9 protein-coding genes are annotated in these 14,931 nt (G+C 76.2%); 4 read left to right on the forward strand and 5 right to left on the reverse strand.

Going from position 1 to position 14,931, the window contains the following annotated elements; all coding sequences use genetic code 11:
- Positions 1-19 precede the first annotated feature (19 nt).
- Both AC3AQ1_RS13130 and AC3AQ1_RS13135 read left to right on the forward strand, forming a co-directional pair.
- On the forward strand, positions 20-3,427 hold the full coding sequence (locus tag AC3AQ1_RS13130; protein WP_234417511.1) for an ATP-dependent helicase: 3,408 nt from the start codon (positions 20-22) through the stop codon (positions 3,425-3,427).
- Positions 3,424-6,714: an ATP-dependent DNA helicase gene (locus tag AC3AQ1_RS13135; protein ID WP_159096547.1), complete on the forward strand. Its 3,291-nt coding sequence runs from the start codon at positions 3,424-3,426 to the stop codon at positions 6,712-6,714. The genes AC3AQ1_RS13130 and AC3AQ1_RS13135 overlap by 4 nt, the downstream gene beginning before the upstream one ends.
- On the opposite strand, the gene AC3AQ1_RS13140 is transcribed toward AC3AQ1_RS13135, so the two are convergent.
- Complete coding sequence (locus AC3AQ1_RS13140) at positions 6,711-7,637, reverse strand: phosphotransferase (protein WP_108719353.1); 927 nt, start codon at positions 7,635-7,637, stop codon at positions 6,711-6,713. The genes AC3AQ1_RS13135 and AC3AQ1_RS13140 overlap by 4 nt on opposite strands.
- Positions 7,638-7,733: 96 nt before the next feature.
- On the opposite strand from AC3AQ1_RS13140, the gene nudC reads away from it, so the two are divergent.
- Positions 7,734-8,735 carry an NAD(+) diphosphatase gene (gene nudC, locus AC3AQ1_RS13145; RefSeq protein ID WP_234417512.1) on the forward strand — a complete coding sequence of 334 codons (1,002 nt, stop codon included), beginning with the start codon at positions 7,734-7,736 and terminating at the stop codon, positions 8,733-8,735.
- 245 nt (positions 8,736-8,980) lie between these two features.
- Here nudC and AC3AQ1_RS13150 read toward each other — a convergent pair whose 3' ends face one another.
- Positions 8,981-9,247, reverse strand: coding sequence for a mycoredoxin (locus AC3AQ1_RS13150; RefSeq protein ID WP_108719355.1), 267 nt, complete (start codon positions 9,245-9,247; stop codon positions 8,981-8,983).
- Positions 9,248-9,379: 132 nt separating this feature from the next.
- On the opposite strand from AC3AQ1_RS13150, the gene AC3AQ1_RS13155 reads away from it, so the two are divergent.
- The gene (locus AC3AQ1_RS13155) at positions 9,380-11,401 is read left to right on the forward strand and encodes an ATP-dependent helicase (protein WP_108719356.1); all 2,022 of its coding nucleotides are present in this window, start codon (positions 9,380-9,382) and stop codon (positions 11,399-11,401) included.
- 13 nt (positions 11,402-11,414) lie between these two features.
- Here the strand turns inward: AC3AQ1_RS13155 and AC3AQ1_RS13160 are convergent, their stop codons facing one another.
- From AC3AQ1_RS13160 to AC3AQ1_RS13170, 3 genes are read right to left on the reverse strand one after another with little or no spacing between them, the layout of a single operon-like run.
- Complete coding sequence (locus AC3AQ1_RS13160; RefSeq protein WP_108719357.1) at positions 11,415-12,872, reverse strand: tagaturonate reductase; 1,458 nt, start codon at positions 12,870-12,872, stop codon at positions 11,415-11,417.
- Positions 12,869-14,350 carry a glucuronate isomerase gene (gene uxaC / locus AC3AQ1_RS13165; RefSeq protein WP_108719358.1) on the reverse strand — a complete coding sequence of 494 codons (1,482 nt, stop codon included), beginning with the start codon at positions 14,348-14,350 and terminating at the stop codon, positions 12,869-12,871. Before uxaC ends, AC3AQ1_RS13160 begins: the two co-directional genes overlap by 4 nt.
- Entirely contained in the window at positions 14,350-14,841 is a 492-nt protein-coding gene (locus tag AC3AQ1_RS13170; protein WP_370445358.1) for a glycoside hydrolase family 88 protein, read from the reverse strand. Before AC3AQ1_RS13170 ends, uxaC begins: the two co-directional genes overlap by 1 nt.
- Between the last annotated feature and the right edge of the window lie 90 nt (positions 14,842-14,931).

The following is a 14,931-nucleotide window of genomic DNA, read 5'->3' on the forward strand; positions in this document are numbered from 1 at the left end:
GCCGTGGTGGGATCGGGGAGTGACACAGGTGGGGGAACGCGCGCGGCGCCGGGGCACCGGCGCGCCTCGCCGTGCCCACGCCCCCGCGAACGGCACCGAGCGTCGTGACGGGGAGTCCGCCGTCGGGCACCCCACCGCGGACGACGGCGAGCCTCGCCTCGTGCTCGACGCGGACCAGTCGCGCGCCCTCGCCGCCGCGACGGACGGCGGGCACCACCTCGTCCTCGGCGCGCCCGGGAGCGGGCGCAGCACGCTGGCCGTCGAGATCGCTGCGGCCGCGGCGGCGCGGTGGGGCAGCGAGCACGTGCTCCTGCTCGCGCCGACCCGGCGCGCGGCCGACGTGCTGCGCGACGCGCTCGCGCGGCGCCTGGGTGCGACGGTCGGCACGGTGCTGGTGCGGACCCCGGCGTCGTTCGCCTTCTCGGCCCTGCGTCGCCGCGCGACCCTGCTCGGCCAGCCCGCGCCGAGCCTGCTGACCGGTGCCGACCAGGACGCGACGCTCGCGGAGATGCTGCAGGGGCACGCCGAGGGTGTCGGACGCGACCCGGGCTGGCCCGGCGACGTGCCCGCCGAGGCGCTCACCCTCGCGACGTTCCGGCACGAGCTGCGGGACGTCCTCATGCGCGCCGCCGAGGCCGGCTGGGACGGGCCGGAGCTGCAGCGGGCCGGCGTCGAGCACGGGCGGCCCGCGTGGGTCGCCTGCGGGCGCGTGCTGCAGGAGTACGAGGAGATCACCCGGCTCGGCGAGACGACCCCGGACCGCGGCCGGCGCTACGACGTCGCCACGATCCTGGACGAGGCGGTCGCGGCCCTGCGCACGTGGCGGCGCGACCTGCCCGGGCACGAGCCGCCGCAGCCGCGCGTCGTGGTGCACGACGACTACCAGGACGCCACGCTCGCCACGGCGCGCCTGCTCGGCGCCCTGGCCGACGAGGGTGCGGCGCTCGTGCTGCTCGGCGACCCCGACACGGCTGTGCAGACGTTCCGCGGCGCGGTGCCCGCGCTGCTGGAGCGCGCGGCGTCGGCCGGGCCCCTGCTGCCCGGCGTCGCGTGGCCCGGGCCGCGGACCGGTGCGGCGGTGGGGGAGTTCGGCGCTCAGGTGCACGTGCTCGGCGCCGTGCACCGGGGTGACGCGCGGCTGCGCGAGGTCGTCCGGGCGGCCGGCGCGGGCCTGCCGGCGCTCGGGGACGTGCGCCGGCGGCGGGCCGAGGCCGTCGAGGCCGACGCCGGCTCGAGCGTCGACGTGGCCGTGCTGCGCAGCGTGCCGGAGGAGGCGCGCGCCATCGCCCGGGGCCTGCGCGAGCACCACCTGCGCGAGGGCACGCCGTGGGACGAGATGGCCGTTCTCGCGCGCTCGACCGGACAGCTCGGTGCCCTGCGCCGTGGCCTGCGAGCCGCGGGCGTGCCGGTCGCGACGGCACAGGGCGAGGTCCCGCTGGCCGCCGAGCCGGCGGTGCGGCCGCTGCTGCGCGCGCTCGAGGTCGTGAGCGCGCAGGTCGAGCGGCAGGAGCGCGAGGCGGGTGCGGATCGCGAGGCGGGTGCGGATCTCGAGGAGGGTGCCGAGCACGAGGGCCAGGCGCTGCTCGAGGGCGACGCGCTGCTCGAGGGCGAGGCGGCGGCGCTCGTCGAGCTCCTGCTCTCGCCCCTCGGTGGCCTCGACCCGGTGGGACTTCGCGCCCTGCGCCGCGCGCTGCGGTCGGCCGAGGCGGCGGACGGCGGGACGCGGGGAAGCGACGCGCTGCTCGTCGAGGCGGTGCGCGCCGCGGGTGAGCTCGAGGCGATGCGTCGGGCGCCCCGCGCGGCGGGTGCGGTGCGTCGGGTCGGACGCGTGCTGGCCGCCGGGCGGCTGGCGCTCACCCGGGCCGAGGGGCTCGAGCAGGTGCTGTGGGCCCTGTGGCAGACCAGCGGACTCGCCGCGGTGTGGCGCCAGCGCGCGCTCGGCACCGGCGCGGGCGCCGAGCGGGCCGACGCCGACCTGGACGCGGTGATCGCGCTGTTCCGGGCCGCGGAGGCGTTCGCCGTGCAGCAGGAGGGCGCCCGCCCGGCCGACTTCCTGCGCTACCTCACGGGCCAGCAGTTCGCGGCGGACACGCTCGCGCGCACCGGGCAGCGCCGCGCCGTCGAGGTCATGACGGCCGCCGCCGCGGCGGGACGCGAGTGGGACGTGGTGGCCGTCGCGGGCGTGCAGGAGGATGTGTGGCCGGACCTGCGGCTGCGTGCGCGGCTCCTGGACCCCGTGGCGATCTCCGACCTCGCGGCCGGCCGCGGCGCCGAGCCGCAACGTCCCGTGGACGCCCGCCGCGCGGTGCTGGCCGACGAGCAGCGCGTGCTCGTCGCCGCCGTCAGCCGCGCGCGAGCGCACCTGCTCGTCACGGCGGTGCAGGACGCCGACACCCGGCCCTCGCACTTCCTCGACCTCGTCGACCCGCCGGCCGACGACGAGCCCCGCCCGATCCGGGTGGTGCCGCCGGCCCTGGACCTGCGCGGGCTCGTCGGGGCGCTGCGGCGCGAGGTGCTCGGCGACGCGGGGGAGCGGGGCTGGACCGGCGGCGGCGAGCGTCCCGCGCAGCGCGCCCGCGCCGAGGCGGCGGGCGGGCTGCTCGGCACGCTCGCGGCCGCCGGGGTGCCCGGCGCCTCCCCGCAGGAGTGGTGGGGGCCGGCCGTGTCGACGGCCGCCCCGCTCTGGGGCGCCGACGAACGCGTCAAGGTCTCGCCGTCGTCCCTCACCACGCTGGGCCAGTGCGCGCTGCGCTGGGCGCTCACCACGGCGGGCGGCGAGGTGGGATCCTCGACCTCGGCGGAGGTCGGGACGCTCGTGCACGGCATCGCCGACGAGCTGCCGCACGGCAGCGCGGAGGAGATGCTGCGCCTCCTGGACGAGCGCTGGGCGACCATCGGGCTGGGTGAGGGCTGGGGCGCGGTGGTGCAGCGCCGTCGGGCGGAGTCGATGATCGCGCTGCTCGCCGCGTACGTGGCGGGCGTACCGGGCGAGGTGCGCACCGAGCAGGAGTTCGCGGTGGCGATCGGCCGGGCGGACCTCGTGGGCCGGGTCGACCGGGTCGAGGTCACCGGGCAGGACACTGTGCGGATCGTCGACCTCAAGACGTCCGCCTCGCCCGTCTCGGTCGACGACGCCGCTCGGCACCCGCAGCTCGCGGCCTACCAGGCGGCCGCCCTGGCGGGCGGCTTCGACGGGGCGGCGCCGTCGGGTGCGCGCCTGGTCTACCTCGGCACCCCCGGACGGAACCCGGCGCTCCGCGACCAGCCGTCGCCGACGGACGACTGGGCCACGACGCTCGTCACCGAGTCGGCCGAGGAGATGGCGGCCGCGACGTTCCTCGCGCGCGCGGGCTCGCACTGCCGCATGTGCCCCGTGCGCACGAGCTGCCCCGCGCGGCCCACCGGGGAGCGGGTGGTGGGCCGATGAACCGCCGCTGGTCCGCCGTCGCGCTCGCCGACCTGCTGGGCCGACCGCGCCCGACCCCGGAGCAGGTCCGCGTGATCGAGGCCGACCCGGAGCCGATGCTCGTGGTGGCCGGGGCGGGCTCGGGCAAGACGTCCACGATGACCGACCGGGTCGTGTGGCTCGTCGCCAACGAGGTGGTGGCGCCCTCGGAGGTGCTCGGCCTGACGTTCACGCGCAAGGCCGCCTCCGAGCTCGCGACGCGCGTCGAGCGGCAGCTGCGTGCCCTCGCCCGGGTCACCCGTGCCCGGGACGACGCCGGCGAGGCCCCAACCGACTGGCTCACCGAGCGTCCCCGGATCGCGACCTACAACTCCTACGCCGCGGGCCTCGTCACCGATCACGGCCTGCGGCTCGGGCTCGAGGCCGACCAGGTGCTGCTGACCGAGGCGGGCCGCTTCCAGGTGGCGGCGCGGCTCGTCGAGCAGTGGCCGGGCGACCTCGAGATGCGGTTCCAGCCGGTCACCGTGGCGCGCTCCGTCGTCACGCTCGCGGGCGAGCTCGCCGAGCACCTGCTCACCCCCGAGGGGGCCGCGGCGAGGCTGCGAGCCATCGCCGACGGGCTCGAGGACGCGCTGCCCGGCGTCGACGGGAACGGCCGGTCCCGCACCACGCCCCACGCCGAGGTCGAGAAGGTCGTCGTGAGCCTGCGCGACCGCGCCGCGCTCATGCCGCTCGTCGCCGCGTTCGCTGCGGCCAAGCGGGAGCGGGGCGCGATGGACTTCCCCGACCAGGTCGCGGCCGCGGCCCGGCTCGCCCGCACCTTCCCGGCGGTCGCCGAGCGGGAGCGCGCCACGGCTCGGGTCGTGCTGCTCGACGAGTACCAGGACACCTCGGTCGCCCAGCTCGAGATGCTGCGCGCGCTGTTCGGCGACGGGCACCCGGTCACGGCCGTGGGCGACCCCCACCAGGGCATCTACGGATGGCGGGGCGCGTCCGCCGGTGCGCTCCTCTCGTTCCCCGAGCACTTCCCACGCCACGACGGCGAGCCCGCCTCGGTCGCGAGCCTCACCACCTCCTGGCGCAACGACGTCGCCGTGCTCGCGGCCGCGAACGTCACGGCGGCACCGCTGCGCGCCCACGCGAGCCTCGCGGTGCCCGCGCTCGAGGCCCGGCCGGACGCCGGGCCGGGGGAGGTGCGCTGGACGTTCGAGGTCGACGAGCAGGCACAGGCGCGGGCCGTCGCTCGCGCGATCGGGGATCGCTGGGCCCCCGGCCGCGGCACCGCGGCGGTGCTGTGCCGCAAGCGGGACTGGTTCGAGGCGGTCCGCGTGGCGCTCACGGACGCGGGGCTGCCGTGCCAGGTGGTCGGCCTTGCCGGCCTCCTGCACACCCCGGCGGTCGCCGACGTGCGGGCCGCGCTCACGGCGGCCTTCGACCCCTCCCGGGGTGACGCGCTCGTCCGGCTGCTCACCGGACCGGCCTTCCGGCTCGGCGCGTACGACCTCATGGCGCTCGGCGACCTCGCCCGGGCGCGCACGAGCCGCCGGGCGGGCGAGGGCCAACGCCGGGAGGACTCCGACGGGCGCAGCATCGTCGAGGCGCTGGACCTGCTGCCCGCCGAGGGCTGGCCGCTGGCCGACGGCCGCGTTCCCAGCGACGTGGGGCGGCGCCGCCTGGCCCGGGCGCAGCTGCTGCTGCGCGAGGTCCGCTCGCTCACCCACCTCGGACTGCCGGAGCTCGTCATCGCCGTCGAGCAGGCGCTCGGCCTCGACCTGGAGGTGGCCGCGCACGGCGGCGGCGTCGAGCGCGGCCGGGCCGACCTGGACCAGTTCGAGATCGCGGCGGCCGAGTTCGAGGCGGGCTCGACGGCGCCCACGCTCGGCGCGTTCCTCGCCTACCTCGACGCGGCCGAGGAGTACGAGCGCGGCCTGGATGCGGCCTCGACCGAGCCCGACCCCGGCTGCGTGCAGATCCTCACGGCGCACGCCGCGAAGGGCCTGGAGTGGGACGTCGTGGCCGTGGTCGGCCTCGCCGAGGAGGACTTCCCGGGGCTCGGCGGGAAGCCCGAGGCGCCCACGAGCCCGGCCTGGACCACCGCCCGGGACGCGCTGCCGTACGAGCTGCGCGGCGACGCCGACCACCTGCCCGACCTCGAGATCGGGGCGGGCGCGACCCACGTCGACGTGCGCGACGCGCTCCTCGCCCTGCGCGCGGCCGACGGCGAGCGCGCCCTGCGCGAGGAGCGTCGCCTCGCGTACGTGGCCTTCACGAGGGCGCGGCACAGCCTCCTGCTCAGCGGTGCCTGGTGGGGCTCGCGCAAGTCACCGAACACCCCGAGCCGGTTCCTCACGGAGCTGGTCCGTGCCGGCGTCGCTCAGCCGCTGGCCGGGACCGCCGCGGACGCGCTCGACCGCGCGCCCGAGCAGACCGAGCCGACCCCGCCGCCGCAGGCGCCCTGGCCACCCACGCAGGAGCCGCGGCTCGAGGCCGCGCTCGCGCACGCCCGGTCGCTCGTGCCGGGCTGCTCGAGGGAACCGGCGCCGTCCGGCGACGTCCCTCGCGCAGGGGGGCTCGCCGTCGAGCATCTCGACGCGGCTGACGACGCCGACGTCGCGGAGTGGCGCTGGCAGGTGCAGGCGCTGCTCGCCGAGCGGGAGGCCGCCCTCGCGCCGGAGCCCCTGCGCGCCCCGCCGCACCTGTCGGCGTCGGCGGTCGTCGCGCTCGCGTCCGACGCGGAGGGCTACGTCCGCGACCTGCGCCGTCCGGTGCCGGCCCAGCCGAGCCCGTACGCGCGGCGGGGGACGCGGTTCCACACGTGGGTCGAGCAGCACTACGCCCGGGCGGCGCTGCTCGACGTCGACGACCTCGGCGACGAGCCGACGGTGGACGACGACGAGCTCTCCGCGCTGCAGCAGGCCTTCCTCTCCTCGCCGTGGGCCGACCGGGTGCCGCTGGCGATCGAGGCCGACGTCGAGACCCCGGTCGCGGGGACCGCGCTGCGGTGCCGGATCGACGCGGTGTTCCCGCCCGCGCCGGGGGAGCCGTTCGACGTGCACATCGTGGACTGGAAGACCGGCGCACCGGCCCGCGGCAGCGAGGCGCGCCGGGCACGCGAGCTGCAGCTCGCCGCCTACCGACTCGGCTGGTCACGCCTGCACGACGTGCCGATCGAGCGCGTCGCGGCGTCGTTCCACTTCGTGGGCTCGGGTGAGACCCACGACGCGCCCGTGCTGGCCGAGGAGGAGGTGGTCGCGCTGCTTGAGGCCGAGCTCGGTGCGCTGACGGGGTCCGGTCCGGGCGGAGGCTAGTCCTCGTCGGGAACGGCGGTGACCGCCTCGGCGAGGTCGGCGAGCATCTCCTCGGCCTCGGCCACCACCTGCGGCTCCGAGACCCGGAGCCCGTGCTGCAGCCAGCGACCGAGTGCGAGCTCGCTGAGGAGCTGCGCGCGGTCGAGCGCGTGCGCATCGCCCTCGGGCGCGCCCAGCGCGTACGCCTCCAGCACCGACTCCAGCGCGTCCTCCGGCGCCGCCGCCACGAGCCACGCGAGGTCGACGGCGGGGTCGCCGACGTGGGCCTGCGCGAAGTCCTCGAGCGCGACCACCTCCTCGCCCTCGACGAGCACGCGGTCGGAGGCGAGGTCGCCGTGCACGAAGGTCGTCGAGAACCGCCACAGCGCGACGTCCTCGAGCGCGTGCTCCCAGCGGCGCAGCAGCACGGCCGGCACGCGGCCCGTTGCGGCCAGCGCGTCCAGCTCGGCGAGCAGACGGGTGCGGCACGCCTCGGCGTCGTACACGGGGACGAGGTCGGAGACGGTGTCGAGCGGCACGCGGTGCAGCGCGGCCAGCGCCGCACCCAGGTCGGCCGCGACGCCCGGCCCGGCGTGCAGGGCCGCCAGCACGAGCGGCCGACCGGGCAGCGCGGTCTGCACGACGGCCCGCCCGCCGTCGTCGAGCTCGACCCAGCCCGCGGTGCGCGCGAGGTCGAAGGGCAGGTCCTCGCGCTCCAGCGCGGCGAGCAGCGCCGACTCGAGGGCGAGCGCGGCGCCCGTCGCGTCGTCGCGGGGGGCGCGCACGACCCACGCGCGGCCGGCGGAGTCGAGCACGCCCGTCACCTCGAGGTGCTCGGTGACCGTTCGCGGGTGCCGGGTCGCCACCGCGTCCAGGCCGGGGACGGCCGCGACGGCGAGGGCCGCGAGGTAGGACGTCGACCAGCGCGGGGTGGGGGTGGACACGCGGACACGCTACGCGTCCACGCCACCGGGGGTCTCGGGGGCGCGCCGCTCCGCCGGCGGGGTCGGGCCGGCGGGCGCGCGGCGTAGCGTGACGTCGTGCCGTCTCCCAGTCCCACCCCGACGCTCCGCATGCCCGATCCGCTGCCCGACCCGCTCCCGCTGGGCCGCGCCGTCGTCGACCGGGACGCGGCGTCACGAGCCGAGGCGGGGCTGCTCGAACGGCTGCGGGCGGACCCCGCCGCGCGAGCGCTGCTGGTCTCGGGGCCGGAGCTCGCGGTCCGCCCCGGCGGCGAGCCCGCGCTGCTGCTCGTGCCGCCCGCACGGCTGGACCCGCAGGGCGAGCTGGCCTACCTGGGGCGTGACGGCGACGCGGGCTACGTCTCGTGGACCCCGCCCGACGGCGTCTCGCTCGCTACCGCGGTCGCGGCGCTGGCCGACGACGACCACGAGCCCGCGGCCGACGCCGACGCCGAGATCGTGACCCTGCGCGACGCCGGCCATCTCCTGGACGCGCGCGACGCCGGGCTGGCGACCTGCGCCGTCGCGCTCGCGCAGTGGCGCCGCACCCACACGCACTGCCCGCGGTGCGGTGCGGAGGTCGAGGTGGCCGAGGCGGGCTGGTCCACGCGGTGCCCGGCGGACGGCTCCTCGCACTACCCGCGCACGGATCCCGCGGTGATCATGGCGGTGCACGACGCCGCGGACCGGCTCCTGCTCGCCCGCTCGGTGGCGTGGCCCGAGCGGCGTCGCTCGGTGCTGGCCGGGTTCGTCGAGGCGGGGGAGGGCCTGGAGGCCGCGGTTCGGCGGGAGGTGGCCGAGGAGGTCGGCCTCGACGTCGGACCGGTCGCCTACGCGGGCGCGCAGCCGTGGCCGTTCCCCGCCTCGCTCATGGTCGGGTTCCACGCGTGGGTCGTCGGGCCCGACGGCGAGCCCGCCGACGCCCCGACGCCCGACGGCGTGGAGATCACCCACGCGGAGTGGTACTCCCGCCAGGAGCTGCGCGACGCGGTGGCGAGCGGCGCCGTCGGGCTCCCGATGCGGACGTCGATCGCGCGGGCGCTCATCGAGGCCTGGTACGGGAGCGAGCTTCCCGACTGACGCCACCGCGACTGGTCGTGACGGGAGAGCGACTGGTCGTGACGGGAGAGCGACTGGTCGTGACGGGAGAGCGACTCACCGCCCCCCATACGGCAGGAACCATGCATCGGCGCTGGTCAGAGACTTGCGCCTGAGGCCGCGGCCCGTCTCGGTCGCTGTGACGTCACGGTGAGTCGCTCTGGCGTGACGACCAGTCGCTGTGACGTCACGGTGAGTCGCTCCGGCGTGACGCGGACCCGCGAGCGTCAGGCGTCGGCGAGCTGCGAGCGCACCTGCGCGAGCGAGGGGTTCGTGAGGGCCGAGCCGTCGGGGAAGAGCACCGTGGGAACGGTCTGGTTCCCGCCGTTGACGTTCTCGACGAATTCGGCGGCACCCGGCTCCTGCTCGATGTTGACCTCGGTGTAGGCGATGCCCTCCTTGTCGAGCTGCGTCTTGAGGCGGCGGCAGTAGCCGCACCACGTGGTGGAGAACATCGTGATGGTGCCGGCGTCGGGCAGCGTGGGGGTGCTCATGCGTGGCTCAACCGCGCCGCGCGGCGCGCTATTCCGCGGTGCGCGCGTGTCGGCCGGACGTCGCGTCCGCGCCACGTGGGGCATCCACAGCGTCGCCGCCGCGTGTCGCACCCACCTGCGAGGATGGCAGCGATGTCCGCCGAACCCCGCACCCCCGAGCAGCTGCTCGCCGACCTCGACCCCGACCAGCGCGAGGTCGCCCAGCACCTGTCCGGTCCGCTGTGCGTGCTCGCCGGCGCCGGCACGGGCAAGACCCGCGCGATCACCTACCGGATCGCGCACGGCGTCGCGACCGGCGCGTTCGCGCCGACCCGCGTGCTCGCCGTAACCTTCACCGCGCGCGCGGCGTCGGAGATGCGTACCCGCCTGCGCGACCTCGGCGTCTCCGGCGTCCAGGCGCGGACGTTCCACGCCGCGGCGCTGCGGCAGCTCTCCTACTTCTGGCCGCAGGTCGTGGGCGGCGCGCTGCCGCGGCTCGCCGAGCACAAGGCGCCGCTCGTCGCGGAGGCGTCGGGGCGCCTCGGGCTCGGCGCCGACCGGCTCGCGATCCGCGACCTCGCGGCCGAGATCGAGTGGTCCAAGGTCAGCCTCGTCACGGCGGACGACTACGTGCGCTCCGCGACGCGGGCGGGCCGGACGGGCGCCGCGGGCCACGATCTCACCACGATCGCCCGGCTCCTCGGCGTCTACGAGGAGGTCAAGACCGAGCGCGGCGTCATCGACTTCGAGGACGTGCTGCTGCTGACGGTCGGCATCCTCGCCGAGCGCGAGGACATCGCGCGCACGGTGCGCGACCAGTACCGCCACTTCGTGGTGGACGAGTACCAGGACGTCTCCCCGCTCCAGCAGCGGCTGCTCGACCTCTGGCTCGGGGATCGGCACGACCTCTGCGTGGTGGGCGACGTCTCCCAGACCATCTACTCCTTCACGGGCGCGAGCCCGCGCTACCTCACCGACTTCCCGAAGGCACACCCGGGCGCCGTCGTCGTGCGGCTCGTCCGCGACTACCGCTCCACCCCCGAGGTCGTCGGCCTCGCCAACGACGTGCTCGCCCGGGCGGGTCGGGACCGCAACGACGCCGCCGTGCGCCTCGTCGCGCAGCGTCCCTCGGGCCCGCCGGTCGCGTTCGAGACGTACGACGACGACGAGCACGAGGCGCGTGGCGTCGCCGAGCGGGTCGCGGCGCTGGTGGCGCGCGGCGTGCCGGCCAGCGAGATGGCGGTGCTCTACCGGACGAACGCGCAGGGCGAGGCGTTCGAGCAGGCCCTGGCGGCCGCGGGGGTCGGCTACGTCGTGCGCGGCGGCGAGCGGTTCTTCTCCCGGCGCGAGGTCCGCGAGGCGGTGGCGCTGCTGCGCGGCGCCGCCCGCGGGGCCGACCCGGACACGCCGATGCCGCAGACCGTGCGGGACGTGCTGACGGGCGCGGGCTGGTCGCCCACCGCGCCCGAGGCGCGCGGCGCGGTGCGCGAGCGGTGGGAGTCCCTGGACGCGCTCGTCGCGCTCGCGGACGACCTCGCGCAGCGGCGCGGCGCCGACCTCGACGCCTACCTCACCGAGCTCACCGAGCGCGCCGCCGAGCAGCACGCTCCGACGGTCGACGGCGTGACCCTCGCCTCCCTGCACTCCGCCAAGGGCCTGGAGTGGGACGCGGTGTTCCTCGTCGGCGTGAGCGAGGGCCTGCTGCCCATCTCGTTCGCCGAGGAGGACGAGGAGATCGCCGAGGAGCGCCGGCTCCTCTACGTGGGCGTCACGCGCGCCCGCGAGCACCTTGCGATCTCCTACGCCCGGGCCCGCACCGCGGGCGGCCGGGCGAGCCGCAAGCCGTCGCGCTTCCTCGACGGCATCTGGCCCGCCGACGGCGTGCACCTCACCCAGCGCCAGCGCCGCCGGGTGCGCGCGCAGGCCGTCCAGGACGCGATGGGCGACGCCGACCCCGCCGTCTTCGAGGCGCTGCGGACCTGGCGCGGCGAGCTCGCGAAGGAGACGAGCAAGCCCGCCTACACGATCATGCACGACACCACGCTCGTGGCCATCGCGACGGCCAAGCCGCGCAACCTGCGCCAGCTCGCGCTGCTGCGCGGCATCGGCGCGGCCAAGATCGAGGCCTACGGCGGCGCGGTCCTCGCGATCGTCGCCGACGCCCGCACCGACTGACGCCGGTCGCGCCTCAGCCGTCGACGAGCGCGGCGAGGGCCGCCTCGGGCCCGACGGCGAGCAACGCCCGGGCGTGCCCGGTCACCTCGCGCACGAGCCGGTCCAGGCGGGCGTCGCCCGGCTCGAGGTACGCGGCGGCGAGGACGCTGCGCCGGACCCAGGCCTCGACGTCGTGAGCGTCGAAGGTGTCCCGCACGACGGCGAGCGGCTCGGCGTCGTCCCGCGGCGTGAAGTCCTCCGGTCCGAGCCGGCCGGAGTCGAGTACGAGGAGCGCGGCGAGCGCGAACGCGGTCCGCGGCGCCTCGCGCCCGGCCGCCCGGCCGTCCAGCAGCACGGGCAGGTTGCGCGCGCGGTACTTCGACAGCGCGTTGAGCGCGATGTCGCCGAGCAGGTGGTGGAGGTAGGGGTTGGCGAACCGCTCGACGATCGAGGCCGCGAAGGCGCGCAGCGCGTCCGGGTCGCCCGGGATCGTCGGCAGCACCTCCCGCTCGAGCAGCGCGCGCAGGTAGGCGGCGACGTCGGGTCGCGCGTCCGCCTCGCGCACCGAGGTGGCACCGAGCAGGAGCCCGACGGCGGACATCGCCGTGTGCAGCCCGTTGAGGATGCGGACCTTCTTCTCGCGCACCGGGCGCACGTCCGGGACGAACTCGACCGGCAGGCCGGCGCGGTCCAGGGGCAGGACGTCGCGGATCACGGGATCGCCGCCGATCACCCAGAGGCCGAAGTACTCGCCCTTGACGACGGACAGGTCGGCGACCCCGAGCTCGGCGTGGATGGCGTCGATCTCCTCCCGCGGGAACCCGGGCACGATGCGGTCCACGAGGGTGTCGTGGAAGGTGCACGCGGTGCGCACCCACTGCGTGAACGCCTCGGGCAGCGCGTTCTCGGCGGCGTGCCCCAGGACGTACTCGCGCAGCGTGGTGGCGTTGTCCTCGATGAGCTCGCAGCACACGACGTGCAGGCCGGCGGCGGGGTCGCCGTCGAAGTGCCGGAAGCGGTCGAGCAGGAGCGCGGTGATCTTCGCCGGGAAGGACAGCGGCGGGGTGGCGGTGAGGTCGTCACCCGGCACCCAGGCGATGCCAGCCTCCGTCGTGTTGGACACGATCGTGCGCAGCTCGGGCGAGAGGTAGAGCGCGCGGTAGGCCTCGAAGTCCTCGTGCGCGCGGACGATCCGCTGCACCGCCGTGACCCGGGTGAACTCGCGCACGGGGGCGCCGTCGCGCACACCCTCCAGCAGCACGTGGTAGATCCCGTCCTGCGCCTCGAGGTGCGCGAGCGCGGGGTCGGGCCACGGCGTGGACTGCACGGCCGCGACCGCGTCGTGCAGCACGCCGGCGTCGTTCGCCTGCTGGACCATGAGGTCGACGAACGCGCGCAGGAAGTTGCCGGCGCCGAACTGCAGGATCGTGATCGGCAGCGGTTCGCGCCCGTCGGCAGCCGCGCCGGGACGAGGCAGCGTGCTGGTGCTCACGAGGCGAGCTCCGCGTAGGCCTCGAGCGGGCCGCGGTAGGCGAGGTAGGTCGCGGTGTCGACGGCCTCGTCGAGGTCGAGGCGGTGCTCGGTCACGAGGCGGGCGAGGTAGCCTGCGTCGATCCGGCGAGCCAGGTCGTGCCGGGCGGGGATCGAGCAGAACGCGCGCGTGTCGTCGACGAACCCGGTGGTGTTGAAGAACCCTGCGGTCTCGGTGACGGCCTCCCGGTAGCGACGCATGGCGTCGGGCGCGTCGAGGAACCACCACGGCGCACCGAGCTTGAGGCCCGGGTAGACCCCCGCGAGCGGGGCGAGCTCGCGCGAGTAGGTGTCCTCGTCGATGGTGAACGCGATCGCCCGGAAGCCGGGGTGGTGCCCGAACGCGTTGAGCAGGGGGCGCAGCCCGTGGGCGAACTCGATCGCCAGCGGGATGTCGTAGCCCTTGTCGGGGCCGTAGGCGGCAGCGATCGCGGGGTCGTGGTCGCGCAGGACGCCGGGGTGGATCTGCATGACGAGGTGGTCCTCGGCGGCCATCGCGGCCATCTGGAACATCATGTGCCCGGCGAACGCGGTCGAGCCCTCGGGCGTGACCCTCCCGGCGAGGGCGTCGGCGTAGAGCCTGGTCGCCTCGGCGTCGGACAGGGGTGTGGTGTCCGTGGTGGCGAGTCCGTGGTCGGTGGCGCGTGCGCCGGCGGCCTTGAAACGCTCGCGCTGGAGCCGCAGGGCCTCCAGGTAGCCGGCGTACGAGCCGGTGTCGACGCCGGCGGCCTCGCCGAGGCGCGCGACGTCCGCGATCCAGGTCGGTGAGGTGAGGGTGAGGACGGCGTCCGGCCGGAACGTCGGCAGGACGCGGTCCCCGAGGCCCTCGGCGGCGAGGCGGTGGTGCTGCGCGAGGTCGGACCACGCCGGATCCGTGGTCGAGACGACCTCGATGCCGAACGTGTCCAGCAGCGCGCGGGGGCGGAAGTCGGGGGAGTCGACGACGGCCTGGATCCGGTCGTAGATCGCGTCGGCCGTCTCCGCGCTCGGGCGCTGCGTGACGCCGAAGATGTCGACGAGCTCGGTCTCCATCCAGAACCGGGTCGGCGTGCCGCGAAAGAGGTGCCAGCCCGCGCAGAACCGACGCCAGATCTCCCGCGGGTCGGCCTCGGCGGTCACGCCGGACCCGGTCCGGGTGGGCACGCCGAGCTCGGCGGGCGTCGCGCCCTGCGACACCAGCATCCGCACCAGGTAGTGGTCCGGCACGACGAGCAGCTCGGCGGGGTTCCCGAACGACCCGTTCTCCACGAACCACTCCACGGGGACGTGCCCGTGCATCGAGACGATCGGCAGGTCGCTCACCGCGGACAGGATCTCCCGGGCCAGCGCCCGCACACCCGGCTCCGCCGGCAGCGCGCGGTCCGGGTGCAGCACCCAGTCCCCGCCGGTGGCTCCACCGGCCTCGACGGAGGTACCCAGGACCTGATCAGACGGCGACATCACACACTCCACGAGAGGGCGGGTCCGCGCGCCGCTGCGGCGGCGGGCCCTGGACAGAACTGACTGGCTGACGGACGGACGGATCGACTGGCTGACGGGTGGAACGGACGAGAGGCACGAGCCCCACGAGGCGGAACGCGCGAACAGCGCACGACGGCGAGACCCGGGCCGGGCTCAGCGGCGGCGCTCCATCTCGGTGGCAAGCAGCAGAACGGACCATAGCCCTTGTGGTCGTTCGTGACGATCGGCTCGGACATGTAGTACGCGAAGGAGCCGTCGCGGCGCGTGGCGCCGCCGAGCCCGGCGACCTGGCACATCTTGTGCACGTTCACCCAGCCCTCCGCGGTGATGCTGAGGAACTGCTCGCGCGCGTGGGTCCAGCCTCGTTCCAGCGCCTCGTCCCACGGGGGACCGGCGAGGTAGCCCAGGCGCAACGAGGTCGCGATCGCCGAGAGCACCATGAGGGACCCCGAGGACTCGAGGTAGTTCATGGGTCGTCCGGCCTGGTCCGGGATCTGGAACCAGAGGTTGGTGCCCGGATCCGCGGGACCGCTGCAGCGCGGTCAGGAGCGCAGTGAGGT

This window comes from Miniimonas sp. S16 (assembly GCF_057748195.1).

What these genes read in the sequence shown, in the direction of transcription:
- AC3AQ1_RS13155 (WP_108719356.1), top strand. Translation starts at nt 9,380, where the DNA reads ATGTCCGCCGAACCCCGCACCCCCGAGCAGCTGCTCGCCGACCTCGAC.
- AC3AQ1_RS13135 (WP_159096547.1), top strand. Translation starts at nt 3,424, where the DNA reads ATGAACCGCCGCTGGTCCGCCGTCGCGCTCGCCGACCTGCTGGGCCGA.
- AC3AQ1_RS13150 (WP_108719355.1), bottom strand. Translation starts at nt 9,247, where the DNA reads ATGAGCACCCCCACGCTGCCCGACGCCGGCACCATCACGATGTTCTCC.
- AC3AQ1_RS13170 (WP_370445358.1), bottom strand. Translation starts at nt 14,841, where the DNA reads ATGAACTACCTCGAGTCCTCGGGGTCCCTCATGGTGCTCTCGGCGATC.
- uxaC (WP_108719358.1), bottom strand. Translation starts at nt 14,350, where the DNA reads ATGTCGCCGTCTGATCAGGTCCTGGGTACCTCCGTCGAGGCCGGTGGA.